Genomic DNA, 22,612 nt, shown 5'->3' with positions numbered 1-22,612 from the left:
CCCCTCCCGAGTACCCGACCGGACCGCCGATTTCGGGCAGCGAAAGCAGGGCGTCCAGGGTGGCTCGCCATTCCGGGACGGCCGTTTCGACGAGGGGGAGGACGAGTCGGTCGACGATCTCATTGTCGACCGGCTCGCCGGCCTCCAGTGCCCGGCGCAGGTCGGCGCGGGCCTGCTCGGCGTCGGCGGAACGGGGCCGGGCACCGCTTCCGGGGAGCTCGATGGTGGCGGCGGCGAAGCCCTCCGCTGCGGCGTGCCGGGCTCGGGCCGCCAGTCGGGGATACATCATGTTCAGTCCGCCGGGGTGGCCGGCCAGGATCAGTGGTGCCGGTGTGGTCCCGGATGCGGATCTGGGCGTCCACAGGATTCCGGGGATCTCACCGAGAGTGAATTCGCGTTCGAGGACGTCGTCGTCGAGGCGCTGTTCGGAAGTGAAGTGCATGGTGTGCCTTTCGGGAGTGCTCGTGATCGGCGCTCCCGGACGACCTGTCGTCCGGCCGTGACCCCGGAGAGGAGCACCCGACTCGATACTGCGTTCACGGGTACCACCTCCTCGTTCTCTCGCACGGCCTCCGGAAAAGTAGCAGTGGTCGCCGGGATCCGCCAACAGGTTTATGCGGAGGCCGTCGGACCGGAGGCCCGGAGCCACTTCTGCCGGGACTGTCCGGGCGAACGAATTCCTTCATCGAACGCTGAGCGGTGCCACAACACCGGGCATGCGAGCGAGCGGGTGATCTCGTTGAAGCGCGTGTCGCGGTAGCTCGGGTCGAGAGCGAGGGCCTCTGTCAGTGTCGAAGGTTCACTACACGGACTCCTGAGGAGTCGGCCGCTTGTGCAGGCGTCTTCCGAGAACAGCGCGGCGAGAGTCATCTGCGCTCCGCCGACAGGGCGACATCCGCCGTGACCACGCGGACCGGGCGATCGTTGAACATGCCGTGACCTCATGATACGAAGCCTGGTGGTGCGCGAGCCGCTAGGTGGGGTGCACGGCCAGGTCGGTACCAAATCGCGGGTCGTGCTGCAGATGGGGAAGCAGAAGTTCGAGTGCACCGAGACCATCACGCGTCGGGAACCAGCAGACCTGCGCGGGATCCCGAAAGGAAGCGTCGTTCACTTCGACCGCGAGATCGTCGGCGAGGGCATGTGGAGCGCCGTGCGCGACCGGCTGACCGAAGCCGGTCCGGAGATGACGCTCTGGGTGAGCGAGAGCGAATACCGGTTCAGCAAATTGCTGATGCGGCTGGTGGGGCTCCTGATGCCCGGCGCCTTCCGCAAGCAGTCGCTACAGCACATGCAGGACTTCAAGGCGTTCGCCGAGCAGGGAAAGGACGTCCGCGAAGCAAAGGACTGATCTACGATCAGCGCTCGTCCCCGGAATAGCGGGGAGAAGCCGGACGTGACGGCGGGCCGACCCTGCCCCTCCTGTTCCGTGCTACTTCTGCATCAGGAAGCACTGGCGCTCAGTAGTTTTGGTGTTCGCCGAGGTAGCGCATCAACTGGAATGGTCAATGCGGAGCGAGTCAGCTGGTCGGGACCGGCGGCGGAAGCGGCGCCGAGGAAGGCTCCTGCGACGGCTGCTGGGTGGGTGGTTGTGTGATCGGGTACTCCGGCGGCGCGGGCAGTGGTGGTTGTGTGGTCGGGTTCTCCGGCGGCGCGGGCAAGGGTGGCTGCGTGGTCGGGTTCTCCGGCGGCGCGGGCAGTGGCGGTTGTGTGGTCGGGATGTCCGGAGGGACAGGCAGGGGCGGCTGCGGAGGCGGGACCATGGTGATGGGGGGTTCCGGGCTGGTGGGTGGCAGCGTCTCGGGCGGGAGCGTGAGCGTCGTCGTGGGTAGCGGCGGCAGCGAGGTGGGAGGCAGTTCGGGAGGCTGAAGATCCGTCGGCAGGGTTCCAGGCAGCTGCTCGATTCCCGGAGCTGTCGTGGAACCGGGTGCCCCCGGCACCGTGGCCGGCAGTTCAGCGGTCTGCGTCGGCACGTCGGTTGTGGTGGTTCCGGTCGTTGTCGTTGCCGGCGGCCTGGTGGGGGCGATCTTCGCGAGCTCGGCGGCCAGCTTCGCCCGCCACACGTCGAGTTCGTTGCGCATGTCGGCGTCGCGCACTCCGCCCGCACGGTCGGCGGCATCGTCGAGCAGGTTCTTCGCCGACTCCGCATCGCCGACGGCGATCAGCCGCTCGGCCTCCTGCAGCTGCGACGTGGTGTCGATCTGCGCGACGGTCGAATCGGCCTGCTGGCTGAACACGACCGACTTGACGCTCCACAGCGGATCGCCGGGTTCGGCGTTGTACGAGAAGATGGTGGCACCGCCCATGACAACCGCGATCGCGGCGGCAGCGCCTGCGATGGGCCGCAACAGGCGGAGCTTGCCGCGGGCGGCGCTGCGTGCGGAACGGACGTTGTCCGAGGCGTCGATCGCCGCGATCACGTCGTCGAGCAGCGGCCCGGTCGGCATCGGCGTCGACACGATGTCGGCACGCCAATTGGTCAGCAGAAGCGCGAGCTCGTACTGCTCCGGCGAATCCGTTGCGACGGGACCGCCACCGGCGATCGCGTCGATCAGCGCGTCGTCGCGGCGCACAGCCGAAACGTCCACCGGTGCGTCGTCTCCTGGGAGATCGGCATTGGGATTGCCGTTGCGCTTGATGCCCCTAGCCAAACCTCTCACCTGCCCTCGTCACTTCTTTCTTCAGTTTCGCGATGGCTCGGTGTTGAGCCACGCGGACAGCTCCCGCGGTACTTCCCACGGCCGCGGCCGTCTCCTCCGCTGACATACCGACCACGAGCCGGAGGATCAAGATCTCCCGGTGCTTCTCCGGCAGCGTGCTCAGCAATTCGTTCATCTGCCTGCTCGCTTCCGAGTCCAGCGCCCGTTGTTCGGGTCCGTCATCGTTGGCTACGACATCCGGTACTTCGGCGACGGGCTCCGACTTGTTACGTGCGGAGTTCCGATGCGCGTCGGCAACCTTGTGCGCGGCGATCCCGTAGACGAATGCCATGAACGGCCGGCCCTGATCCTCGTAACGAGGTAAGGCCGTCATCACGGCGAGGCACACTTCTTGTGCCACGTCGTCCGCGGAGAGTTGTCCCCTCTCCGCAGCACCGACCCTGGCTCTGCAGTAACGCACAACCAGGGGCCGAATATTTTCCAGGACCAGAGCTAAAGCGGCCCGGTCACCCTGCGTTGCAGCGGCGACTGCGGAGTCCAACTCCTCGCTCGTGTTAGTCATCGTTGCTGAATATCCTGGCGTTACAGTGGCACCTCCCCCGATGGGTGTGCTCCCGCTCTCAGCGGAACACTCCAAGAGTAACGGTGCGGACCGAACGGTATTCGCCCGGATTCGCACCGATTCGTGGTCAACCCGGCCCCACGGCGCCCCACCAGCGGAGTCAGATTCGGAAGCGCCCACCTCGTGCCCTGATGAGGGCTTCGCACTCCTTGCACACCGCCTCCGCACGTGAGTCGGACGTCACACCACCGAGCAACATCGCAGCCGCCCACTTCAGAGGTATCAGGCCGTACCGATCGCAACGGTCGAGCACATCCGCGGCGAGCCGTGCCGCCGGCCCGGAATCGGAGTCCCCCGTCATCGACGCGCTCCGCAGCAGATCCGATTTGACGTGGTGCCGCACCGATCCGGCGCCCTCCGAAATTTCTGCCGCGGTCTCGGCGTGGCGGCGCGCCGAGGCGAAGTCCCCGGCCGCGAGAAACAACTCCGCGCTCACCCAGTGCCTCCGAACGTGCTGCCGCCACAGTTCGCCGGGGGCGTGCGCGTCCAGGTGCTCGGCGCACCGATCGAGCAGCCGCCTGCCCAGTGCGAGCCGGCCGCACCCCAGTGCGTCGGCGGCCAGTCCCGTCAGTGCGTCGCACCGCGCCTGCACGGTGAGAACACCCTCTGCGACTCCGGGACCCGTCACGGCGACGGCCAGGGCCCGGCCGTCGAATCCCGACGCCACGGCGTGCCAGCCGAGTTGCCTCACTAGCGACGCCTGCGTGCTCCAGGCGAGCGAGACGACCGCGGGTTCTGCAAACCCTCCGCGCGTCAGAGCGTCCAGTTCGGCGCGGGATCGGCTGTAGTGCCCCCGGGCACCCCACGCAACCGCCCGCATCCAGCGTTCGACGGGAACGTCCGACTCCGGCAGGGGGCCGGTACCCGGATCGGCGCCGAACGCCGCGCGGATCAGTGAATTGGTGACGTCGGATCGGAGAGAGGAGTCGGGCACGCCGAGATCATCGCATCGCCCGGCCGTGCGGCGGTCAGGTGACCGCAGCGACGGCGTCCACGGCCGCATCCAGGGCGCCCAGGGCCGCGATCGTCCGCGGTAGTGACTGTGTCCGGCCACCGGGACCGCCCGCGAGCATCGTCAGCCCGGTGCGCCTGCGGCGGATCGCCCGCAGCAGGGACGCGACGTCGCATCCGGCGGCAGGCAACCAGAGGACGATCACGTCCGGTTCGGCGTTGGTCACGGCGGCGAGCAGCGCCGACCGGCACAGCGGCAGCGCGATCCGCGTGTCCACCGAGGCGGTGGCCAGGGCGGCGCCCAGAGCACGGAACTCGAGACCGTACGGGTCGGCGGGAATCGCGCCCGGCGTGTCGGCGGGCACCTGCACGAGTAGGACCCGGCCGCCGCCGCCGATCGGTGCATCCAGTGTCATCGTGGACAGAATCCCCGCGACGCACTCCCCGAAGACGCGGACGCTCGCGGCGGCGGCGTCGGAGTTCCTGCCCTCGTCCGCCCACTCGAGCACCGGAGCGACCACCGTCGTCCACATCGAGCTGAATCCTCGCTCCGCGACGGCTCGCACGACGATCCGGCGGATGGTCACGACATCCCGCGCGAGCAATGCGCCCGACAGATTGCGGACGGCGGCGTCGGCGTCGACGAGGCCGGAAAAGGATGACAAAAGGTTCGACGAGCCTGTTTTCGTCCCGTTCACCGAGTTGTCATCCAGATTTTCGTCACCCGGCCGGAGGCCGCTTTCTGACGAATATGTAGCCAGTGCGTTAATCGCATATCTCGCGGCCTCCGCGGAGTTTGCACCGCCGTCCAGAGCCTGTTGCATGCATTCGAGCCGGGCGACGTCGCGCGGCGTGTACCGCCGGTGACTTCCCTGCGGGTGGACGGACGGGCCGATGCCGTAGCGGCGGTCCCAGGTGCGAAGCGTCGACGGGGCGACCCCGAGCCTTCTGGCCAGCGCAGATACCGACATAGTGGGTCCCTCGTCCGGAGATTCGGAGGGGGTCTGCGTTTCAGACTCCACGGGCTGGGGCACCCGCACATCGTTACCCCTTACCCAAGGTCTTTCAACCCGAAACGGAAACACGGAACCGCGGGAAAGTAAATATTCTCCAGGTTAACTTTCAGCTCGTGGGATATGTAAATTCCCACTGTGAACAACTATTGACGCGATTTCCGTACCGACTCTACGGTTAGCAACGTGAATGATTCAGCGGCTTGAACGTCGAGCCCACGGTCCGCTCGCCGCCCGAGGCGAGCTTGCAGCTAAGGAGTCCACATGCCTGCACCCAACCACCTTCCCGGCCCGAACGCCGATATCTGGGATTGGCAGATGCACGGACTGTGCCGCGGAGTCGACTCCTCGATGTTCTTCCATCCCGACGGGGAGCGTGGGCGTGCCCGCGCTCAGCGGGAAACCCGTGCGAAGGAAATGTGCCGGCGCTGCCCGGTCCTCGCCCAGTGCCGCAATCACGCGCTGAGCGTGTCCGAGCCGTACGGGATCTGGGGTGGAATGTCCGAAACGGAACGTGAGATGCACGCCCGGCACAGACGCGGCCGGATCGCCGTTTGACCGCTCGCCCACACTCACCGGGGAACCCTCGCCGCCGTGCGGGGGTTCCTCGCGTCACCTCGATCCCCTCGCCACCCATCCACGGCGACGCGGTCTCCGAATGCCTACCGGCTGGAGGAGATGAGCGGACATGCACGCTACCGTGGTTCTCGATGAAGCGAGACGAGCGCTGTTGACGAACCACGAGGGCAACACCCCGGCAGAAGACGTGTGCTCGCCGGACGCGGCGGGGGCACACAGCGTCCGAGCCACCGAATCCGCGGAACTCCACGACATCATGGCGCGCGTGGCGAACGGGGACGCCGACGCGTTCGCCGAACTGTACGACCGGACGAGCGCCCGAGTCCACGGCATGGTCCTGCGGGTCCTGCGCGACCCCGGGTACGCGGAGGAGACGACGCAGGAAGTCTTTCTCCAGGCTTGGCGCACCGTGTCGAACTTCGACCCGGCAAAGGGTTCCGTGCTGTCATGGCTGATGACACTCGCGCACCGCCGGGCCGTCGACCGCGTGCGCTCGGAGCAGGCAGGCACCGATCGCGAATCCCTCTACGAGACCACCAATATCGCGGGACCGTTCGACCACGTCACCGAGGAGGTGACCCGCCGGCTCGAGCATCAATCGGTGCTCGCATGCCTCGACTCGCTCACGGACATGCAGCGTGAGTCCGTTGCGATGGCGTATTACGACGGCCGCACCTACAAGGAGGTCGCGTCCCAGCTGGGGGTCGCCCTGTCGACGGTGAAGACGCGCATCCGTGACGGACTGACGCGTCTTCGCGGCTGCCTGGGAGGTCTCTGACCATGAACGACGAAATCGTGGGCATGGCCTACCCGTACGCCCTCGACGCGCTCGACGACAGCGAGCGCCGCGAACTCGACACCGATCTCGCAGGCACCGACGAGGACACCCGCTCGACGTTCACGGACGAGGTCCGGCGGATTCGCGAAGCGTTCGCAGTGGTGAGCGCGGTGGGCGCCGTCGAACCGCCACCGCGGGTGCGGACCCGGGTCCTCGACGAGATCAGGCGTCCCGCGCCCGCGCCGACATCGCTCGCCGAACGTCGCTCCCGCAGGCGGCGCTGGCAGATCGCCGTCGCCGCCGCCGCGGCCGTCGGTGTGCTCGCCGGCGGAACGGTGATCGTCCGGCAACTCACGGAAGGCCCGCCGCCCACCGTGGCCGAGCAGGTGCTCGACGCCGCCGACATGCACTCGTCGACGAGTGCGATCGCGGCAGGCGGGTCCGCGACCGCCAACTACTCGAAGTCGCAGGACGCTGTGGTGTTCGTGATGGACGGAGTCGCCCCGCCCAGCGCGGACACCGTGTACCAGCTGTGGTTGATGCCCGAATCCGGGGACGCGCCCGTGCCCGCCGGAACCGTGTCGGCCGGCGACGTGCAGCCGACCACGACGATCGTCCTCGACGACGTGGGGTCGATGTCGAAGCTGGCCGTCACCGTCGAACCGCCCGGCGGGTCACCCCAGCCGACGTCGGAACCGTTCGCGGTGCTGCAACTCAGCTGATCCGGCCGCCGCCGGACAGAGAAAACCCCCGTGCGGTGATCCGCACGGGGGTTTCTCAATCGAACGATCGGAGCCCGATCGGCCGCGTCGGCAGAGCCTAGTGGCTGTGCCCGTGACCGGCCGGCTGCTCTTCCTCTTCCGCGGGCTTCTCGACCACGGCGCTCTCGGTGGTGAGGATCATCCGCGCGACCGAAGCCGCGTTGACGACCGCGGAGCGGGTGACCTTCACGGGGTCGACGACACCGTCGGCGAGCAGGTCGCCGTAGGTGAGGGTCGCGGCGTTGAAACCGTGCCCCTTGGGCTGCTCGGCAACCTTGCTGGTGACGACGGCCCCGTCGAGACCGGCGTTGCTGGCGATCCAGAACAGCGGCGCCAGCAGGGCTTCGCGCACGACCTTGACGCCCGTGGCCTCGTCACCGGTCAGACCGAGGTTGTCGGCCAGCTCGGTGCTCGCCTGAACGAGGGCGGAACCGCCACCGGGGACGATGCCCTCGGCGACTGCGGCCTTCGCGGCGTTGACGGCGTCCTCGACACGGAACTTGCGCTCCTTGAGGTCCGTCTCCGTGGCCGCACCGACCCGGATGACGGCGACGCCGCCGGCCAGCTTCGCCAGACGCTCTTCGAGCTTCTCGCGATCCCAGTCGGAGTCGGTGTTCTCGATCTCGCGGCGCAACTGAGCGACGCGACCCTTGATGTCGTCGTCGGTTCCGGCGCCGTCGACGATCGTGGTCTCGTCCTTGCTGACCACGACGCGGCGGGCGCTGCCGAGCAGGTCCAGTCCGGCGTCCTTCAGCGTGAGGCCGACGTCGGAGTTGATGACCGTGCCACCGGTGACGACTGCGAGGTCGTCGAGGAACGCCTTCCGGCGGTCACCGAAGAACGGCGCCTTGACGGCGACGGCCTTGATGGTCTTCCGGATGGAGTTGACCACGAGCGTCGAGAGAACCTCACCCTCGATGTCCTCCGCAATGATGAGGAGGGGCTTGCCGCTCTCGGCAACCTTCTCCAGCAGCGGCAGGAAGTCGGGCAGGGACGTGATCTTCTCGCGGTACAGCAGCACGAGTGCGTCCTCGTACACGGCCTTCTGTGCGTCGAGGTCCGTGACGAAGTACGGCGACAGGTAGCCCTTGTCGAACTGGACGCCCTCGGTGATGACGAGCTCGGTCGCCAGGGTCGAGGATTCCTCCACCGTCACGACGCCGTCGGTGCCGACGCGGGTGAGCGCCTCGCCGACCATCTCGCCGATCTCCTCGTCACGCGAGGAGACGGTCGCGACCTGGGCGATGGAGTTCTTGCCCTCGACCGGCTTCGCGACGGCGAGCAGTGCCTCGACGACCTTGTCGGCCGCGGCGTTGATGCCGATGCCGAGTGCCATCGGGTTCGCACCCGCGGCGATGTTCTTCAGACCGCCCCGCACGATGGCCTGGGCCAGCACGGTCGCGGTGGTGGTGCCGTCGCCTGCGACGTCGTTGGTCTTGGTGGCGACACTCTTGACGAGCTGCGCACCGAGGTTCTCGAACGGGTCCTCGAGCTCGATTTCCCGGGCGATGCTGACACCGTCGTTGGTGACGGTCGGGCCGCCGAAGGCCTTCGCCAGCACTACGTGGCGGCCACGCGGACCCAAGGTCACCTTGACCGCGTCGGCAAGCTTGTCGACTCCACGCTCGAGAGACCGGCGTGCGATCTCGTTGAACTCAATCTGCTTGGACATGTGTTCTGTCTTCTCCTGGATCTCAGGGTTACGCGCGTGAACGCACTCCGCCCCGGGATCCTGTGGGGACTCCGGGGCGGATCACGTATGGCTTACTTGGAGACGACAGCCAGCACGTCGCGTGCCGACAGGATCAGGTACTCCTGGCCGGCGTACTTGATCTCGGTTCCGCCGTACTTGGAGTAGATGACCGTGTCACCCTCCTTGACGTCGACCGGGATGCGGTTGCCCTGCTCGTTGACGCGGCCTTCGCCGACTGCGACGACAGTGCCCTCCTGGGGCTTCTCCTTGGCCGTGTCGGGAATGACCAGGCCGGAGGCAGTCGTCGTCTCAGCCTCGTTGGCCTGGACGAGGATCTTGTCCTCGAGCGGCTTGATGTTGACGCTCGCCACGATGAGCCCTCCACTTTGGGGTATGCGGATCCGGAGACTTCTCCGGACTCCTGTTTGAGTGTTCCGTTTACGGCACTTCACACAGCCCCGTCGTCGCGGGTGCCGGAGCTCGATCGGCGCCACTTGGCACTCTATACGTGAGAGTGCCAACCCTCAAGGAGAAGGGGGTGGTAGATCGCGCCGCGCCGAATATCGTCCTGTCTCAGGGGCCGTCACCTAAGGTTCCTCTGGTGTCTGACATGAATAGGCGTAAATTCCTCACGTTTGCCGGGCTCGGGGCGATCGGGACTGTGGGGTTCGGAGCACGCCCGTGGGGGTTGCAGTACGCGGGCGCGGCCCCGCTCCCGACCTCCGGGGCAGGCACCACCCTCGAAGCGGTGGCCGTTCCCCTCGGAAGCTCCGGCTACCGCAGGCTCGGCGCGGGACCGGGGTGGCCGACGATCGTCCGCACCGAACTCGCCGAGGCCCGCAGCGGGCGCGAAGACCGGCGCACCGCACTCGCCTCCCTCGTCCAGCTCACCGACGTCCACCTCGTCGACGCCCAGTCCCCGATGCGCTTCGAATACGTGCACCCCCTCACCGGTTCCGCGTTCCGCCCGCACGAGACCCTCACCGCGCAGGGTCTCGTCACCCTGGTCGCCCGCGTCAACGCGCTCGCGTCCGGCCCGCACACCCGGCGCGCGTTCGATGCGGTCGTCAGTACCGGCGACAACACCGACAACAAGGAGTTCGCCGAACTCGGCTGGTTCCTCACCGCGCTCAACGGCGGCACCATCGTCCCCAACACGGGCGCCCCCGACCGCTACGAAGGCGTGCAGAACTCGGGGGCGGACCTGTACTGGAACCCGGAGTCCTCCATCCAGGACATGTACAAGAAGGCCGGGTTCCCCGAGATTCCCGGCCTGCTCGGCGCGGCGATCGCCCCCGTCACGAGCCCCGGCCTGAACACTCCCTGGTACTGCGTCTTCGGCAACCACGACGACTCGGTGGAGGGCACCGTCCCGAGCGGCATTCCCCCGCTCGAAGCCATGTACACCGGGTCGCTGAAGTTCGAGGTCCCGGGGTCTCCGGAGCAGGCGAAGGCGGTGGACATCGCCACCAAGTTCGACCCCGGCGCCATTCCCGCTGCGCTGTCCGCGTTCACCACGCCACCACGGGTCGTCACGCCCGACCCCGCGCGGGCACCGTTCACTCCCCGCCAGTTCATCGCCGCACACCTGGACCCGGCCAACACCGGTCCCGGACCGGCCGGTCACGGCTTCGCACCCGACGCCGGTGAGACCGGAATCGGCTACTACTCGTTCGAGATCGCACCCGGTGTCGTCGGAATCAGCATGGATTCCACCAACCGGGCCGGGTTCGTCGACGGCTCGCTCGGCGCCGCGCAGTTCCGGTGGATCGAGGACACCCTGGCGGCAGGCAGCAGCCGGTACTACGACACTTCGGGCAACCCGGTGTCGCAGGCACGCAGCGACACCTGGTTCGTCCTGTTCAGCCACCACACCAGCGGCAGCATGGACAACGTCGTGCCCGACCCCTCCGCCCCCGCGGAACCCCGGATCCGGGGTTCGCGACTGGTGGACCTGCTGCACCGATTCCCGAACGTCCTCGCCTGGGTGAACGGGCACACCCACGAGAACCGGATCACCCCGTGGCCCGGATCCACTCCGGAGCAGTCGTTCTGGGAGATCAACACGGCCTCGCACATCGACTTCCCCCAGCACGGGCGGATCATCGAGGTGGTCGACAACGTCGACGGAACGGTGTCGCTGCTCACCACGCTGTTCGAGGCCGACAGCCCGTACGCCGTGGACCACACCGACCTCTCACCGCTCGGGCTGGCGTCGCTGTACCGGGAGTTGTCGTTCAACGACATTCACGCCGACCCGGACCTGGGCGGCGGGACGGCCGACCGGAACGTCGAACTGGTGCTGGCGTCGGGTCGTTAGACCCGGCGCTTGCGGGCCCAGTCGACGGCCGCGACGACCGCACGGATGCCGACGCCGAGCAGGATCAGATTTCCGATGATCTGCACACTCACGACGGCTCGGGACGCATCGGTCGTCGCGGCGATGTCGCCGAACCCGACGGTGGAGAACACGGTGAGCGAGAAGTACAGCGCACCCATGCGCGTGAGAGGTTCGGTGAAATAGCCCGGATCACTTTCGGACATCAGGCAATATCCTGCCGAGAACCCGAGCAGGTAGAGCGGCAGGATCAGGGAGAGTGCCTCGATCGCCTGGAGCGCAGGCACGTCGGACCGGAAGATCCGGCGGATCTGCCAGACCGCCGCCGAGCCGACGACCAGCAGTCCGCCGACCAGGAAGAGCAGGGCGGACATGTTCCCGATCGAGGTCCACGGCAGGGCGAAGTAGACCACCACGCACAGGGTGACGGTGCCCAGCGGGCGCACGCATGCGCGCACCAGAAGCCGTCGGCGCTCGCGTCTCGTGAGCTGGCGAAAATCGCTGGCGTGTCCCATGAGATTCCTTTGGACAACTGTGCAGGTGAGACCGGATAACGAGCGCCATCTTCGTCTTCGGGGGCCGGAAGTCGTGAGCGAAATCCGTTTGTTTTCTGTAACGTTCAGATAACAGTCGCCGATTCAACGGGCAGGGAATCCCCGCTGAACAGGGCGTTCCAGCAGAGACAGCAGGTCACGCGTCGAAAACGTGAGGGGGTGTGTGATGGGTATGTCCCTGGGGATGTCGACCGGCGCGGCCGGTGTGAGTTCCGCGCTCGTCACCACCGCCTCCAACGGCGCGCAGAACGTCGAGTTCCGTTACCTGTCCGCCGATCAGGCCCACACCGACCTCGGCGACCTGGTCCGGTCGTCGATCTCGCTCATGACCACCCAGGTTCCCGCCGACCCCACCACCCCCGACGCGTTCGCCGTCGCGTACCGGACGCAGGAGCAGGCCCACTCGATCCGCAGCGCCGTCAGCAGGCAGCGCCATCGCGTGCACCTCGTGCCCGAGACCGCGGCCACCCTGACCTACCTGCGGCACACCGGCGAGGTCGCGCAGCATGCCACCGTCGCGATCGTCGACTTCGGCGAGTCCGGGTTGTCCATCGCCGTCGTCGATCAGGTGGACGGCACCGTCCTGCACGCCGACCGCACGAGCCACGTCAGCGGCACCGGAATCGACGACCTGATCTTCCACCACGTCGTCGGCAGCCTCACCACCCCGCATCCCCTGCGGCACCTGGACCGGGATCTGCTCTCGGCGCGGTGCCGCGTCGCCAAGGAGCAGTTGTCCTCGGAGCCGAAGTCGCACGTCGACATCGATCTGCAGGGCATCCGCCCGATCGAGATCAGCCGCACCGGGTTCGACGAGATCGCCGCACCGACCGTCCGGGTCGCGGTGGAGTTCATCCGTGCCACGATCGCCGACTCCCCGCGCCGACCCGAGGCCCTCGCCCTGGTCGGTGGCGGCGCGAACATTCCCGCGATCACCGCCGCAGTGACCGGTGCCTTCACCGCGCGGGTCATCACGGTGCCCGAACCCGACACGGCGACCGCGAAGGGTGCGGCGCTGCTCGCCGTGTCCTCGGCCATCCGCGACTACCCGGCCACCGAGTCGAACCGCCCCGGTTCCGCCGCGAAGGTGTCGGGGGCTCTCGTCGGCGCGCTCGTGGTCGGCGGCCTCGTTCTCGGTTACGGCGTCAAGGAACTCGCGCCCGCACCCGACCCCAACGTCTCCCCCGCGGGAACCGACATGCTCCAGACCACCGAGCAGGTCGCGACCACGACGACCGACGAGCCACCCGCCACGCGGATCCCGTCGTACGACCCGACGCCGACGTCGGAGTACTACCCGAAACAGGTCGCCCCGCCCACGACCGCACCGCAGACGGATCGAACTCCCGCGCAGGCGCCGGATTCGACGACCGAGACGACGCCCCCGCGCACCACCACCCCCCTGCCGACCCCCACGGCTCCCGCACGTCCGACGCTGCCCGGAACCGAGGCGCCGCAGCCTTCGTGGCCGCACATCGAGTGGCCCGCGATTCCGCCGCTGTGGCCGCAGGTTCCCGGCGAGTCGACGCCGAACGAGCCGAGCCCCGTCGCGCCGGCACCCGGCGGGCCCGAAGTGGCACCGCCGCCGACGGGGGCACCCACTGCACCCGCCGAATCCACTGCGCCCGCGGCACCGACCGCGCCTGCGGAGTCCGCCCAACCCGAAGGGCTCTTCCCGATAGTCCCGGCGCCGGGCACAGTGGCTCCGAGTCCTCCCGCCGGGGCGCAGCCGAGCGGCACTCAGCCCGGTGAGGCGCTGACTCCCCCGGCCACGCAGACCATCACCATTCCGGTCAGCTGAACACCTGACTGGTCGCCACCGACAGTCCGGGATCGCTGGCCACGGTCAGCAGGGAAGGCGCAGCGCCGCCGGCGATCAAATGCGCGCCGAGCGAGGCGATCATCACTCCGTTGTCGGTGCACAGCCGCGGCTTCGGAACCCGCAGGGTCAGACCGGCTTCGGCGCAGCGTTCCTCGGCGAGCGCACGGATACGCGAGTTGGCGGTGGCGCCGCCACCGAGCACCAGAGTGTCCACGCCGACGTCGCGGGCGGCGCGTACCGCTTTCATCGTCAGCACGTCGGCCACGGCCTCCTGAAAGCTCGCGGAGATATCCGGCACCGAGCATGCCTCCCCGGCCCGCACCTTCGATTCCACGTACCGCGCGACGGCCGTCTTCAACCCGGAGAACGAGAAGTCGTGCCGTGCGTCCCGGGGCCCGGTCATGCCGCGCGGGAACGGAATCGCGTTCCGGTCACCGTCCTGCGCCGCGGCGTCGAGGGCGGGGCCACCGGGGAATCCGAGTCCGAGGAGGCGGGCGACCTTGTCGAACGCTTCGCCTGCCGCGTCGTCCACGGTGGTGCCCAGTTCGACGATGGGCTTCGCGAGGTCCTCGACGTGCAGCAGGTGAGTGTGCCCACCGGACACGAGCAGAGCCACGCAAGGCGGCATCGGTCCGTGCTCGAGGGTGTCCACCGAGACGTGCCCGCCGAGGTGGTTCACCGCGTAGAACGGGACGTCCCACGCCGCCGCATACGCTTTCGCGGCCGCGACGCCGACGAGCAGGGCCCCGGCCAGACCAGGACCGATGGTGACGGCGAGTGCGTCCGGCTTGACGATCCCGGCGGCAGCGAGGGCCCGCCGCATCGTCGGGACGATCGCCTCGAGATGCGCGCGGGACGCGACCTCCGGCACCACGCCGCCGTAGCGTGCGTGCTGGTCGACGCTGGATGCGACCTCGTCCGCGAGGAGCTCGCAGGTTCCGTCGCCGTTCCACCGGACGATGCCGACTCCGGTCTCGTCACAAGAGCTTTCGATCCCCATGACGATCATTGCACCGGCTCCTCACCCGTTCCGGGGCGACGCATCGTGAAGGCGTCCGCACCGCTCGGTTGGTAGTACTTCTTACGGGTTCCCACGATCTCGAATCCTTCACGTCGGTACAGGGCGATCGCCGCGTCGTTGTCGGTCCGCACCTCGAGAAACACGGGACCGCCCCTTGTGTCGGCCACCCGCAGCAGCTCGTCGAGAAGGGCCCCGCCGATCCCCCGCCGCTGGCACGCCGGGTCGGTCCCGATCGTGTGGATCTCGGATTCGGGGTGCGAACCGTTGCCCAGCAGGGCGATTCCGGCGTACCCGACGACGTGGCCGGTGTCGTCCCGCGCCACGGCATAGTGCACGTGCGGGGCGGCGAGTTCCGCCCTGAACGCGCGTGCGCTCCAGGGCCCGTCACCGGCGAAAAGGAGGGTCTCGAGCTCCGCGCACCGTTCGGCGTCGGCGGCCGCCATCGGTTCGATGCGGAAAGTCATTTCTTCCGGTCCGCCAGTTCCACCGCATCCGGGCGTCGCAGGTAGAGCGGGACGAGCGCCGCCGGGGCCGCACCTCCGAACAGCGCATCCGCGGCCACCGCGACCAGCCCCGCGGGCGACGGCGTTTCCACCGGTTCGACCGGCAGATCGAAGAAGTCGACGTGTGAGGGCGATCCCGCCACCACCTCGGACGGCATGGGCTCGAGCTCGCGCGGCTTCACCACCGCGGGACCCTCCACCCGGACTCCCGCCGAATAGCGTGCCCAGTACACCTCACGCCGGCGGGCGTCCGTGACGACGAGCAGATTCCGGTCACCGTCCACCTGCGCCGCGATGGCGTCGAGGCTGCACACCCCGTGCACCGGAATACCGAGGGCGTCGGCGAACGCGGCAGCGGTGGCCATCCCCACGCGCAGTCCCGTGAACGGACCCGGCCCGGCCCCGACGACCACCGCGTCGAGGTCGGCGGGGACGTGCCGCGCCTCGGCGAGGCACTCGAGGATGTGCGGGGTGAGCACTTCCGCGTGCGCGCGCGGGTTGACCGTCACCCGCACCGCGAGCGTGTGGACCGACTCCACCGATGCGGAGCCGGCCGAAAGCCGGACGACTCCGGCGGTCACGGCAGGCGTGGACGTGTCGATGGCGAGAACAAGCACGGTAACTGAGGGTACTCGCACGTCAGAACCGCTCCCGACACCCGACCCGTCAGGAAATCCACTCCCAGTGGGCCGTGCGGACATCCGACTCCGGTTCGCGGCGCAGGCGTACCCGCAGGTGACGATCGACCAGCTGCTCGACGATGCCCTCACCCCATTCGACGACGACAACGGCTGCCGCCAGGTCGGTGTCGAGGTCGAGTGCGTCGAGTTCGTCCAGCGCGTGCGGGCCGCTTCCGCCCAGTCGGTACGCGTCCACGTGCACCATCCCGACCGGCGCACCCCCACCGGGCCGGGTCCCCGCCCGGTGCTCCCGCGCGATGACGAATGTGGGCGAAGTCACTCTCCCCTGCACGCCGAGCCCGGCCCCGATTCCCTTCGTCAGTGCGGTCTTCCCCGCACCGAGAGGTCCGTCGAGCACCACGAGATCACCGGCGACGAGTCCACGGGCCAGGTTCCGCCCGAACTCCTCGGTGTCCTCCGCCGTCGCCAGCACCACGGTCCCGCTCACGGGCAGTACTCCCTCCTCAGCCGACATCGGACTGCTCACGCGATTCGAATGTGGCCAGGCCACGATGCAACAACCGGTCGACCGCGTCCGACACCACGGACGGGAACTCGAGCTGCACCAGGTGACCGGCGCCGCGCACCCGCACCAGTTCGGACTCCGGCAGGTCCGCCGCCAGTTTCCGGGAACTGCCGAACGGGATCGTCATGTCGCTGTCGCCGCACACCACGACGGACGGGGTGTGTTCGAGCGCCTCGAGTGACGCGGACTCGTCGTGCAATTCGAGCGTGCGCAGGAAGTTCACGATGGTGACCACCGACGTCCGGTCCAGCATGGAATCGGAGAACCTGTGCAGCCGCGGACTCACGTCCGTGCCGTACGACGCCGCCCGCAGGATGGGGGTGATCAGGACGCGGGCCGCGCCGCGCGCGTGCTGGACGAGTTCGGGCGAGGTCCGGACAGCGAGCCGGAAGCCGTCGATGACCGGGTTCTGCAGGTTCCGCGTCAGTCCGGTCTCGCTGAGCCCTGCCGCGGCGGTCGCCACCAGACCGGCACCGATCACCCGCTGCGCCACCAGCTCGGGCCGCTGCCCGGCGAAGGCGAGCACCGTCATCCCGCCCATCGAATGCCCCACCAGCACAATCGGTCCGGTGGGCGCCTTCGCCTCGACGACGGTCGCGAGATCGGCGCCCAGCTGAGCGATGGTGCAGCTCGCCGCGGACGGCACACCCGAATCGCCGTGCCCGCGTTGGTCGTAGAACACCATCCGCACGTCGTCGCCCCACCGCTCGGCGAGCTGACGGCGCTGGAAGTGCCACGACGTCATGTCCAGGCAGTACCCGTGTACGAACACCGCCGTCACCGGCGCGTTGTCCGGGCCCACCTCGCGGACGGCGAGCGCGACGCCGTCCTCTGCGACCACCACGCTGCGCCGGTCTCCCGACATCAGAGTGAAGTCGTCGTCGCCGTAGATCTCGCGGCCGGGCCGGGTCGCGCTGCGCACCGCGTTGACTCCGGCCACCGAGCCGAGTGCCAGCGCGCTCAGCAGACCGCCGACGAGTCCCAGCCGCTTCGACACACCCATGCCTACGTGCCCGTCCCACCGACGTAGCTGCGCACCGTGCGTCCGCGCACCCCCGTCACCACCTCGTAGTGGATGGTGTCGAGCTTGTCGGCCCACTCCTGTGCGATCGGCTCGCCGAGGTCCCCGTTGCCGAAGAACACCGCGGTGTCGCCCTCCCGGACTCCGCCGCCGTCCGGCCCGAGATCGACGACCACCTGGTCCATGCAGACACGTCCGATCCCCGGACGTCGTTCCGCACCCAGCTGGACCTCGAATCGGCCGCTCAGCGACCGCGGGAGCCCGTCGGCGTACCCGAACGGCAGCAACGCCACCGTCGTGTCCCGGGGGGCCACCCACTGGTGCCCGTAGGACACGCCTTCACCTGCCGCCACCTTCTTCACCAGAGCCACCCTCGATCGCAGTGTCATCGCCGGGCGCAACCCGAACTGACCGAGTTCGGGAACGGGCGACAAACCGTATATCGCTATTCCCGGGCGAACCATGTCAAACCGCAGGTCGGGGCGGGTCAGGGTGGCCGCGGAATTGGACAGGTGCACCACTTCGGGGACCAGTCCGTGACGCTTGGCGTCCGCGATCGCGTCGACCAGTCGATCCCGCTGGGAATCGATCCATGCGTGGTGCGGTTCGTCGGCGTGGGCCAGATGCGAGAAGATGCCGCGCAGCCGCACCGAACCCTCGGCCTGCGCGCGCGCCAGGTCGACGAGGACCTGCGCCAGTTCGTCGGGCGCCACCCCGTTGCGGTTCAGCCCGGTGTCGACCTTCATCGTGACGATCGCCGTGGTGCCGACGCTCCGCGCCGCAGCCACCACCGAGGCGAGGTGGCGTGGCGAGGAGACGCCGAGTTCGACGCCGGCCGCGATCGCGGGGGCGAAATCGGCGTCGACGGTGTGCAGCCACGCGAGGACGGGCGCGTCGATCCCCGCCCGACGCAGCGTCAGCGCCTCCGACACCGTCGTCACACCCAGTTCCGACGCTCCCGCGGCCAGCGCCGCGCGGGCCACGGCTACCGCGCCGTGGTTGTAGCCGTCCGCCTTCACGACGGCCATCATCGCCGCGCCCCGAGCGCTGTCGCGCAGGATCCCGACGTTGTGCGCGATCGCGTCCAGATCCACCACTGCCTCGGCCTGCGGTGCCGGCGCCGCCTGCGCGGGCGCTGCGGGTTCGCGGTGTCCGTGGTCGTCGGCCGGTACTGCTTCAGCAAGCGTCATATGTTCGATCCTGCCATTCACGAGGTGGCCGGCATTTCCTCGGGTGACACCCCCGCACGGAGAACCCTGATCGACTCCCTGAGGTGGGCGAGCAGCGTCCCGGCGGAGATCGGTGCTGTTCCGCGCCCTGCCGAGAGGTCGGCGCCGCCGCCTCGCGCCGCCAGGTTCGCAGCCAGTGAGTGCGCGCGCGCACCCACCGCGGCGGCCCGCTCCGGGGTGAGGCCTGCGGCCATGAGTGCGCCGATGATCCCGGCGAGCACGTCGCCCGCCCCCGCCGTGGCGGACCACGAACCGCCCGCCTCGTTGACGAAGACCCGGCCGCCGGGTTCGGCGATCACCGTGGCACGTCCCTTGAGCAGCACGTGCGCGTTCCAGTCGGCCGCGAGCGTGCGCACCGACGCCAACCGGTCGGGACCCGGATCCTTCCCCGTCAGCCGGGCGAATTCCCCGGCGTGCGGTGTCAGCAGCGTCGCCGCCGTCCGCGAGCGCACCAGGTCGGGGTCCTCGGCGAGCAGGGTCAATCCGTCCGCGTCGACCAGTACGGGCACGTCGGCGTCGAGTACCGTGCGCAACGTCCGGCGGGCGGCGTCGTCGGTGCCCATGCCCGGCCCGACCACCCACGACTGGACGCGTCCGGCCTTCGCGAGTTCGGCGGTCGCGATCACCTCCGGCGCATGGGCGAGCACCTCACCCGTGCACGGCCCGGCGTAGCGGACGAGCCCCGACGTGGCGGTGACCGCCGCTCCCGTGCACAGGACCCCGGCTCCGGGGTAGCCGTCGCTGCCCGCGACCACCCCCACCACGCCCTGTGAGTACTTGTCGTCCTCGGCTCCCGGCACCGGCCACGCCGCGCCGACGTCGCCGGCGTCGAGAGCGGTGATCCCGGCATCGCCGAGCGACAGTCCGATGCGCACCAGCTCGACCCGGCCGCAGTGCACCGCGCCGAGCGCGTGAACCGGTTTGAGAGCGCCGAAGGCCACGGTGACGGCGGCGCGCACGGCGGGCCCGTCGACAGCGCCCGTGTCCGGGTCCACCCCACTCGGCAGGTCTGCCGACACGATCGGCGCCGCGATCCGGTCGACCAGCGCAGCAGCATCGGGCCGCAGCGGTCCCCGGCCGGAGATTCCGACGATCCCGTCGATCACCAGATCGGGCAGACCGAGGTCGTCGGACGGGGCGGCAACCCGTCCGCCGGCCGTGGTGAACGCCGCCAGGCCCGCCGCGTGCGTCTTCTCCGGTTTCAGCAGGACCGCGGTGGCGGCGACACCGCGCTTCCGCAGCATCGCCCCCGCCCACAACGCGTCCCCGCCGTTGTCGCCGGAACCCACCAGAACCGTGATCCTGCGGCCGGCGACACCCCCGGTCCGCGCCCGCAGTTCCGCCGCCACCACCGTGGCGAGCCCGTGTGCTGCGCGTCGCATCAGTGCGCCGTCGGGAAGGGACGCCAGCAACGGCGCCTCCGCGGCTCGAACCTCGTCAGCGGTGTAGTAGCCCCGCATGGGAACTCCTCGTCAAGCCGGCGCCACGGCCGGCCGCTGTGCGTTGAAGGGTCGGTACCGGGCCAGACTACGCTCGACGTCATGCGTGTACGTGGAACCTCGTGGATCGCCGGAGTGGCTCTCGCCGCGAGCATTTCGATGACGGCCGTCGTATCCGGGTGCGCCTCGCCCGCCGACGAGGCGCCCGAGGCACCGACCGGACCCGTCGTGCAGGTCGCGAACATGGCCTATGCGCCGTCGACGATCACCGTCCGGGCCGGCGACACCGTCACCTGGAATTTCGACGACCGGGGAGTCACCCACGACGTGGTGGGTGTCGGGGCCGCGAAGAGCGTGCTGCGGAGCCGGCTGATGCAGACCGGCACGTTCACGTACACGTTCACCGAACCGGGCACCTACGAGTACACGTGTTCGCTGCACCCGGACATGACGGGCACCGTCGTCGTCACTCCGTAGGGGCGCGGCCGGGCCGCGCCCCCCGACGTCACTGCTATTCGACGGTGACGGACTTGGCGAGGTTACGCGGCTTGTCGACGTCGTAGCCCCGTGTCTGCGCGACCTCCGCCGCGAAGACCTGCAACGGCACCGTCGACAGCAGCGGCTGCAGCAGCGTCGGCGCCGCCGGGATCTCGATCAGGTGGTCGGCGAACGGCCGCACCGCCTCGTCGCCTTCCTCCGCGATCACGACGGTCCGCGCACCGCGGGCCTGGATCTCCCGGATGTTGCTGAGCAACTTCGAGTGCAGCACCGCACGCCCCTTCGGCGACGGCATCACCACGATCACCGGCAACCCGTCCTCGATCAGCGCGATCGGCCCGTGCTTGAGTTCGCCGGCCGCGAAGCCCTCGGCATGCATGTACGCCAGCTCCTTGAGCTTGAGCGCACCCTCGAGCGCCACCGGGTAGCCCACGTGGCGGCCCAGGAACAGCACCGTCGACGACGACGCCAGCTCCCGCGCCAGCGCCCGCACCGGTTCCACCGTCTCGAGAACCCGGCTCACCAGAGCGGGCATGGCCTCGAGATCGGCGTACTCGCGTGCCACCTCGTCCGGATACTTGGTGCCGCGGGCCTGCGCGAGTGCCAGACCGACCAGGTAGTTCGCCGTGACCTGCGCGAGGAACGCCTTGGTCGACGCGACACCGATCTCCGGACCGGCCCGGGTGTAGAGGACGGCGTCGGCCTCGCGGGGAATCTGCGCGCCGTTCGTGTTGCACACCGCGAGCACCCGCGCCTTCTGGTCCTTGGCGTGGCGCACCGCCTCGAGGGTGTCGGCCGTCTCGCCGGACTGCGAGATGGCGACGACCAGCGTCGACCGGTCCAGGACCGGGTCGCGGTAGCGGAACTCGCTGGCCAGCTCCACCTCGACGGGCAACCGGGTCCAGTGCTCGATGGCGTACTTCGCGAGCAGCCCCGAGTGGTAGGCGCTGCCGCAGGCGACGACGAAGACCTTGTCGACGTCGCGCAGCTCCTGATCCGACAGTCGCTGCTCGTCGAGAACGATCTTCCCGTCCGCGAAGTGACCGAGCAGGGTGTCCGCGACCGCGCCCGGCTGCTCCTCGATCTCCTTGAGCATGAAGTAGTCGTGGCCGCCCTTCTCGGCGGCGGCGAGGTCCCAGTCGATGCGGAACGGGCGGCCCTGCGCCTCGGACCCGTCGAAGTTCAGAATCGAGTACCCGTCCGCGGTGATCACCACGACCTGGTCCTGCCCCAGCTCGACCGCGTCGCGGGTGTGCTCGATGAACGCCGCGACATCGGATCCGAGGAACGTCTCGCCCTCACCGACACCGATGACCAGCGGCGTCGAGCGACGCGCCGCGACGATGGTGTCCGGGTGGTCGGAGTGCGTGAAGACGAGGGTGAACGCGCCCTCCAGCCGGCGCAGCACGCTCAGCGCGCTCGCGACGAAGTCGCCTGCCGTCTCACCCGAGGCGTACGCCCGCGCGACGAGGTGCACCGCGACCTCGGTGTCGGTGTCACTGGCGAAGTCGATTCCGTCGTGCTCGAGTTCGGCCCGCAGCGGGGCGAAGTTCTCGATGATGCCGTTGTGGACGACGGCGACCGTGTTTCCCGCATCGCGGTGTGGGTGCGCGTTGCGGTCGGTGGGCCTGCCGTGGGTCGCCCATCGGGTGTGCCCGATCCCCGTGCTCCCGGTGAAGTGCTCGGCCCCGACCTCGTCGAGTTCGGCCTCCAGATTCGCGAGACGCCCCGCCTTCCGCTCGACCGCCATCCGGCCCTGCCCGTCGAGCACGGCGATGCCGGCAGAGTCGTATCCGCGGTATTCCATTCGCCGCAAGGCCTCCACCACAACAGTCAGAGCCTGCCGGTGGCCGACGTATCCCACGATTCCGCACATGGTTCATCAGGGTACTTGGACCGGGCGACGCCGCGAAGTCGGAGTGTG

General features: G+C 69.1%; 22 protein-coding genes and 1 pseudogene. 7 read left to right on the top strand and 16 right to left on the bottom strand.

All coding sequences use genetic code 11. From position 1 onward, the window contains the following. Positions 1–442 (bottom strand): annotated as a pseudogene (locus MLGJGCBP_RS42910) (alpha/beta hydrolase); the annotation flags it as partial. Positions 443–958: 516 nt separating this feature from the next. Here MLGJGCBP_RS42910 and MLGJGCBP_RS42905 point away from each other — a divergent pair. After that, entirely contained in the window at positions 959–1,351 is a 393-nt protein-coding gene (locus MLGJGCBP_RS42905) for an SRPBCC family protein (protein WP_236581690.1), read from the top strand. A gap of 169 nt (positions 1,352–1,520) precedes the next feature. Here the strand turns inward: MLGJGCBP_RS42905 and MLGJGCBP_RS42900 are convergent, their stop codons facing one another. The 4 genes from MLGJGCBP_RS42900 to MLGJGCBP_RS42885 all read right to left on the bottom strand — a co-directional run bounded on the left by MLGJGCBP_RS42900 (position 1,521) and on the right by MLGJGCBP_RS42885 (position 5,204). Next, positions 1,521–2,660, bottom strand: coding sequence for an anti-sigma-D factor RsdA (locus MLGJGCBP_RS42900; protein WP_160103691.1), 1,140 nt, complete (start codon positions 2,658–2,660; stop codon positions 1,521–1,523). Beyond that, complete coding sequence (locus tag MLGJGCBP_RS42895) at positions 2,644–3,222, bottom strand: sigma-70 family RNA polymerase sigma factor (RefSeq protein WP_005239770.1); 579 nt, start codon at positions 3,220–3,222, stop codon at positions 2,644–2,646. Before MLGJGCBP_RS42895 ends, MLGJGCBP_RS42900 begins: the two co-directional genes overlap by 17 nt. 160 nt (positions 3,223–3,382) lie before the next feature. Continuing rightward, a complete protein-coding gene (locus MLGJGCBP_RS42890) occupies positions 3,383–4,216 on the bottom strand; it encodes a hypothetical protein (RefSeq protein WP_160103689.1) in 834 nt (277 codons plus the stop codon). 34 nt (positions 4,217–4,250) lie between these two features. Next, complete coding sequence (locus MLGJGCBP_RS42885) at positions 4,251–5,204, bottom strand: MerR family transcriptional regulator (protein WP_236581689.1); 954 nt, start codon at positions 5,202–5,204, stop codon at positions 4,251–4,253. Positions 5,205–5,510: 306 nt separating this feature from the next. On the opposite strand from MLGJGCBP_RS42885, the gene MLGJGCBP_RS42880 reads away from it, so the two are divergent. The 3 genes from MLGJGCBP_RS42880 (at position 5,511) to MLGJGCBP_RS42870 (ending at position 7,325) form a co-directional block, all read left to right on the top strand. After that, positions 5,511–5,804, top strand: coding sequence for a WhiB family transcriptional regulator (locus tag MLGJGCBP_RS42880; protein ID WP_005239766.1), 294 nt, complete (start codon positions 5,511–5,513; stop codon positions 5,802–5,804). A 130-nt stretch (positions 5,805–5,934) separates the two neighbouring features. Next, the gene (locus MLGJGCBP_RS42875) at positions 5,935–6,603 is read left to right on the top strand and encodes a sigma-70 family RNA polymerase sigma factor (RefSeq protein ID WP_160103685.1); all 669 of its coding nucleotides are present in this window, start codon (positions 5,935–5,937) and stop codon (positions 6,601–6,603) included. Between the two features lie 2 nt (positions 6,604–6,605). After that, positions 6,606–7,325, top strand: a complete 720-nt coding sequence (locus tag MLGJGCBP_RS42870) for an anti-sigma factor (protein ID WP_160103683.1) — start codon at positions 6,606–6,608, stop codon at positions 7,323–7,325. A gap of 97 nt (positions 7,326–7,422) precedes the next feature. Here MLGJGCBP_RS42870 and groL read toward each other — a convergent pair whose 3' ends face one another. Beyond that, on the bottom strand, positions 7,423–9,036 hold the full coding sequence (groL, locus tag MLGJGCBP_RS42865; RefSeq protein ID WP_087558431.1) for a chaperonin GroEL: 1,614 nt from the start codon (positions 9,034–9,036) through the stop codon (positions 7,423–7,425). A 92-nt stretch (positions 9,037–9,128) separates the two neighbouring features. Next, entirely contained in the window at positions 9,129–9,428 is a 300-nt protein-coding gene (groES, locus tag MLGJGCBP_RS42860) for a co-chaperone GroES (RefSeq protein WP_003940763.1), read from the bottom strand. 230 nt (positions 9,429–9,658) lie between these two features. On the opposite strand from groES, the gene MLGJGCBP_RS42855 reads away from it, so the two are divergent. Continuing rightward, complete coding sequence (locus MLGJGCBP_RS42855) at positions 9,659–11,377, top strand: TIGR03767 family metallophosphoesterase (RefSeq protein WP_160103681.1); 1,719 nt, start codon at positions 9,659–9,661, stop codon at positions 11,375–11,377. Here the strand turns inward: MLGJGCBP_RS42855 and MLGJGCBP_RS42850 are convergent. Further along, positions 11,374–11,910, bottom strand: coding sequence for a potassium channel family protein (locus tag MLGJGCBP_RS42850; protein ID WP_087558433.1), 537 nt, complete (start codon positions 11,908–11,910; stop codon positions 11,374–11,376). The genes MLGJGCBP_RS42855 and MLGJGCBP_RS42850 overlap by 4 nt on opposite strands. Before the next feature lie 205 nt (positions 11,911–12,115). On the opposite strand from MLGJGCBP_RS42850, the gene MLGJGCBP_RS42845 reads away from it, so the two are divergent. Further along, on the top strand, positions 12,116–13,750 hold the full coding sequence (locus tag MLGJGCBP_RS42845) for an Hsp70 family protein (RefSeq protein WP_160103679.1): 1,635 nt from the start codon (positions 12,116–12,118) through the stop codon (positions 13,748–13,750). On the opposite strand, the gene tsaD is transcribed toward MLGJGCBP_RS42845, so the two are convergent. Genes tsaD through MLGJGCBP_RS42810 form a run of 7 tightly spaced genes read right to left on the bottom strand, consistent with a single transcriptional unit; the run spans position 13,743 to position 20,211 of the window. Further along, entirely contained in the window at positions 13,743–14,780 is a 1,038-nt protein-coding gene (gene tsaD / locus MLGJGCBP_RS42840; protein ID WP_160103677.1) for a tRNA (adenosine(37)-N6)-threonylcarbamoyltransferase complex transferase subunit TsaD, read from the bottom strand. The two genes, MLGJGCBP_RS42845 and tsaD, sit on opposite strands and share 8 nt — an antisense overlap. Next, on the bottom strand, positions 14,777–15,256 hold the full coding sequence (gene rimI / locus MLGJGCBP_RS42835; RefSeq protein ID WP_087558436.1) for a ribosomal protein S18-alanine N-acetyltransferase: 480 nt from the start codon (positions 15,254–15,256) through the stop codon (positions 14,777–14,779). The genes tsaD and rimI overlap by 4 nt, the downstream gene beginning before the upstream one ends. Next, positions 15,253–15,912, bottom strand: coding sequence for a tRNA (adenosine(37)-N6)-threonylcarbamoyltransferase complex dimerization subunit type 1 TsaB (gene tsaB / locus MLGJGCBP_RS42830; protein ID WP_087558437.1), 660 nt, complete (start codon positions 15,910–15,912; stop codon positions 15,253–15,255). Before tsaB ends, rimI begins: the two co-directional genes overlap by 4 nt. A gap of 49 nt (positions 15,913–15,961) precedes the next feature. After that, the gene (gene tsaE, locus MLGJGCBP_RS42825; RefSeq protein ID WP_087558438.1) at positions 15,962–16,450 is read right to left on the bottom strand and encodes a tRNA (adenosine(37)-N6)-threonylcarbamoyltransferase complex ATPase subunit type 1 TsaE; all 489 of its coding nucleotides are present in this window, start codon (positions 16,448–16,450) and stop codon (positions 15,962–15,964) included. Beyond that, the gene (locus tag MLGJGCBP_RS42820; RefSeq protein WP_160103675.1) at positions 16,440–17,504 is read right to left on the bottom strand and encodes an alpha/beta fold hydrolase; all 1,065 of its coding nucleotides are present in this window, start codon (positions 17,502–17,504) and stop codon (positions 16,440–16,442) included. Before MLGJGCBP_RS42820 ends, tsaE begins: the two co-directional genes overlap by 11 nt. Positions 17,505–17,506: 2 nt before the next feature. Continuing rightward, on the bottom strand, positions 17,507–18,712 hold the full coding sequence (gene alr, locus MLGJGCBP_RS42815) for an alanine racemase (protein WP_087558440.1): 1,206 nt from the start codon (positions 18,710–18,712) through the stop codon (positions 17,507–17,509). 17 nt (positions 18,713–18,729) lie between these two features. Continuing rightward, entirely contained in the window at positions 18,730–20,211 is a 1,482-nt protein-coding gene (locus MLGJGCBP_RS42810) for an NAD(P)H-hydrate dehydratase (protein WP_160103673.1), read from the bottom strand. 81 nt (positions 20,212–20,292) lie between these two features. Between MLGJGCBP_RS42810 and MLGJGCBP_RS42805 the strand changes: the two genes are divergently transcribed. Continuing rightward, positions 20,293–20,667 carry a cupredoxin domain-containing protein gene (locus MLGJGCBP_RS42805; RefSeq protein ID WP_160103671.1) on the top strand — a complete coding sequence of 125 codons (375 nt, stop codon included), beginning with the start codon at positions 20,293–20,295 and terminating at the stop codon, positions 20,665–20,667. Between the two features lie 34 nt (positions 20,668–20,701). Here the strand turns inward: MLGJGCBP_RS42805 and glmS are convergent, their stop codons facing one another. Continuing rightward, entirely contained in the window at positions 20,702–22,564 is a 1,863-nt protein-coding gene (gene glmS / locus MLGJGCBP_RS42800; RefSeq protein WP_160103669.1) for a glutamine--fructose-6-phosphate transaminase (isomerizing), read from the bottom strand. Positions 22,565–22,612: the final 48 nt, after the last annotated feature.

Origin of the sequence: Rhodococcus sp. T7 (assembly GCF_009872365.1) — a bacterium.
In the GTDB taxonomy this organism is placed as follows: domain Bacteria; phylum Actinomycetota; class Actinomycetes; order Mycobacteriales; family Mycobacteriaceae; genus Rhodococcus_F.
This window is presented reverse-complemented; position numbering and strand designations above follow the sequence as displayed.

Bases quoted from the DNA above. Each gene is read 5' to 3' on its own strand.
- MLGJGCBP_RS42895 (WP_005239770.1), bottom strand. From the start codon at position 3,222: ATGACTAACACGAGCGAGGAGTTGGACTCCGCAGTCGCCGCTGCAACG.
- MLGJGCBP_RS42885 (WP_236581689.1), bottom strand. From the start codon at position 5,204: ATGTCGGTATCTGCGCTGGCCAGAAGGCTCGGGGTCGCCCCGTCGACG.
- MLGJGCBP_RS42880 (WP_005239766.1), top strand. From the start codon at position 5,511: ATGCCTGCACCCAACCACCTTCCCGGCCCGAACGCCGATATCTGGGAT.
- MLGJGCBP_RS42875 (WP_160103685.1), top strand. From the start codon at position 5,935: ATGCACGCTACCGTGGTTCTCGATGAAGCGAGACGAGCGCTGTTGACG.
- MLGJGCBP_RS42870 (WP_160103683.1), top strand. From the start codon at position 6,606: ATGAACGACGAAATCGTGGGCATGGCCTACCCGTACGCCCTCGACGCG.
- groL (WP_087558431.1), bottom strand. From the start codon at position 9,036: ATGTCCAAGCAGATTGAGTTCAACGAGATCGCACGCCGGTCTCTCGAG.
- MLGJGCBP_RS42850 (WP_087558433.1), bottom strand. From the start codon at position 11,910: ATGGGACACGCCAGCGATTTTCGCCAGCTCACGAGACGCGAGCGCCGA.
- MLGJGCBP_RS42845 (WP_160103679.1), top strand. From the start codon at position 12,116: ATGGGTATGTCCCTGGGGATGTCGACCGGCGCGGCCGGTGTGAGTTCC.
- tsaD (WP_160103677.1), bottom strand. From the start codon at position 14,780: ATGATCGTCATGGGGATCGAAAGCTCTTGTGACGAGACCGGAGTCGGC.
- rimI (WP_087558436.1), bottom strand. From the start codon at position 15,256: ATGACTTTCCGCATCGAACCGATGGCGGCCGCCGACGCCGAACGGTGC.
- tsaE (WP_087558438.1), bottom strand. From the start codon at position 16,450: ATGTCGGCTGAGGAGGGAGTACTGCCCGTGAGCGGGACCGTGGTGCTG.
- MLGJGCBP_RS42820 (WP_160103675.1), bottom strand. From the start codon at position 17,504: ATGGGTGTGTCGAAGCGGCTGGGACTCGTCGGCGGTCTGCTGAGCGCG.
- alr (WP_087558440.1), bottom strand. From the start codon at position 18,712: ATGACGCTTGCTGAAGCAGTACCGGCCGACGACCACGGACACCGCGAA.
- MLGJGCBP_RS42810 (WP_160103673.1), bottom strand. From the start codon at position 20,211: ATGCGGGGCTACTACACCGCTGACGAGGTTCGAGCCGCGGAGGCGCCG.
- MLGJGCBP_RS42805 (WP_160103671.1), top strand. From the start codon at position 20,293: ATGCGTGTACGTGGAACCTCGTGGATCGCCGGAGTGGCTCTCGCCGCG.
- glmS (WP_160103669.1), bottom strand. From the start codon at position 22,564: ATGTGCGGAATCGTGGGATACGTCGGCCACCGGCAGGCTCTGACTGTT.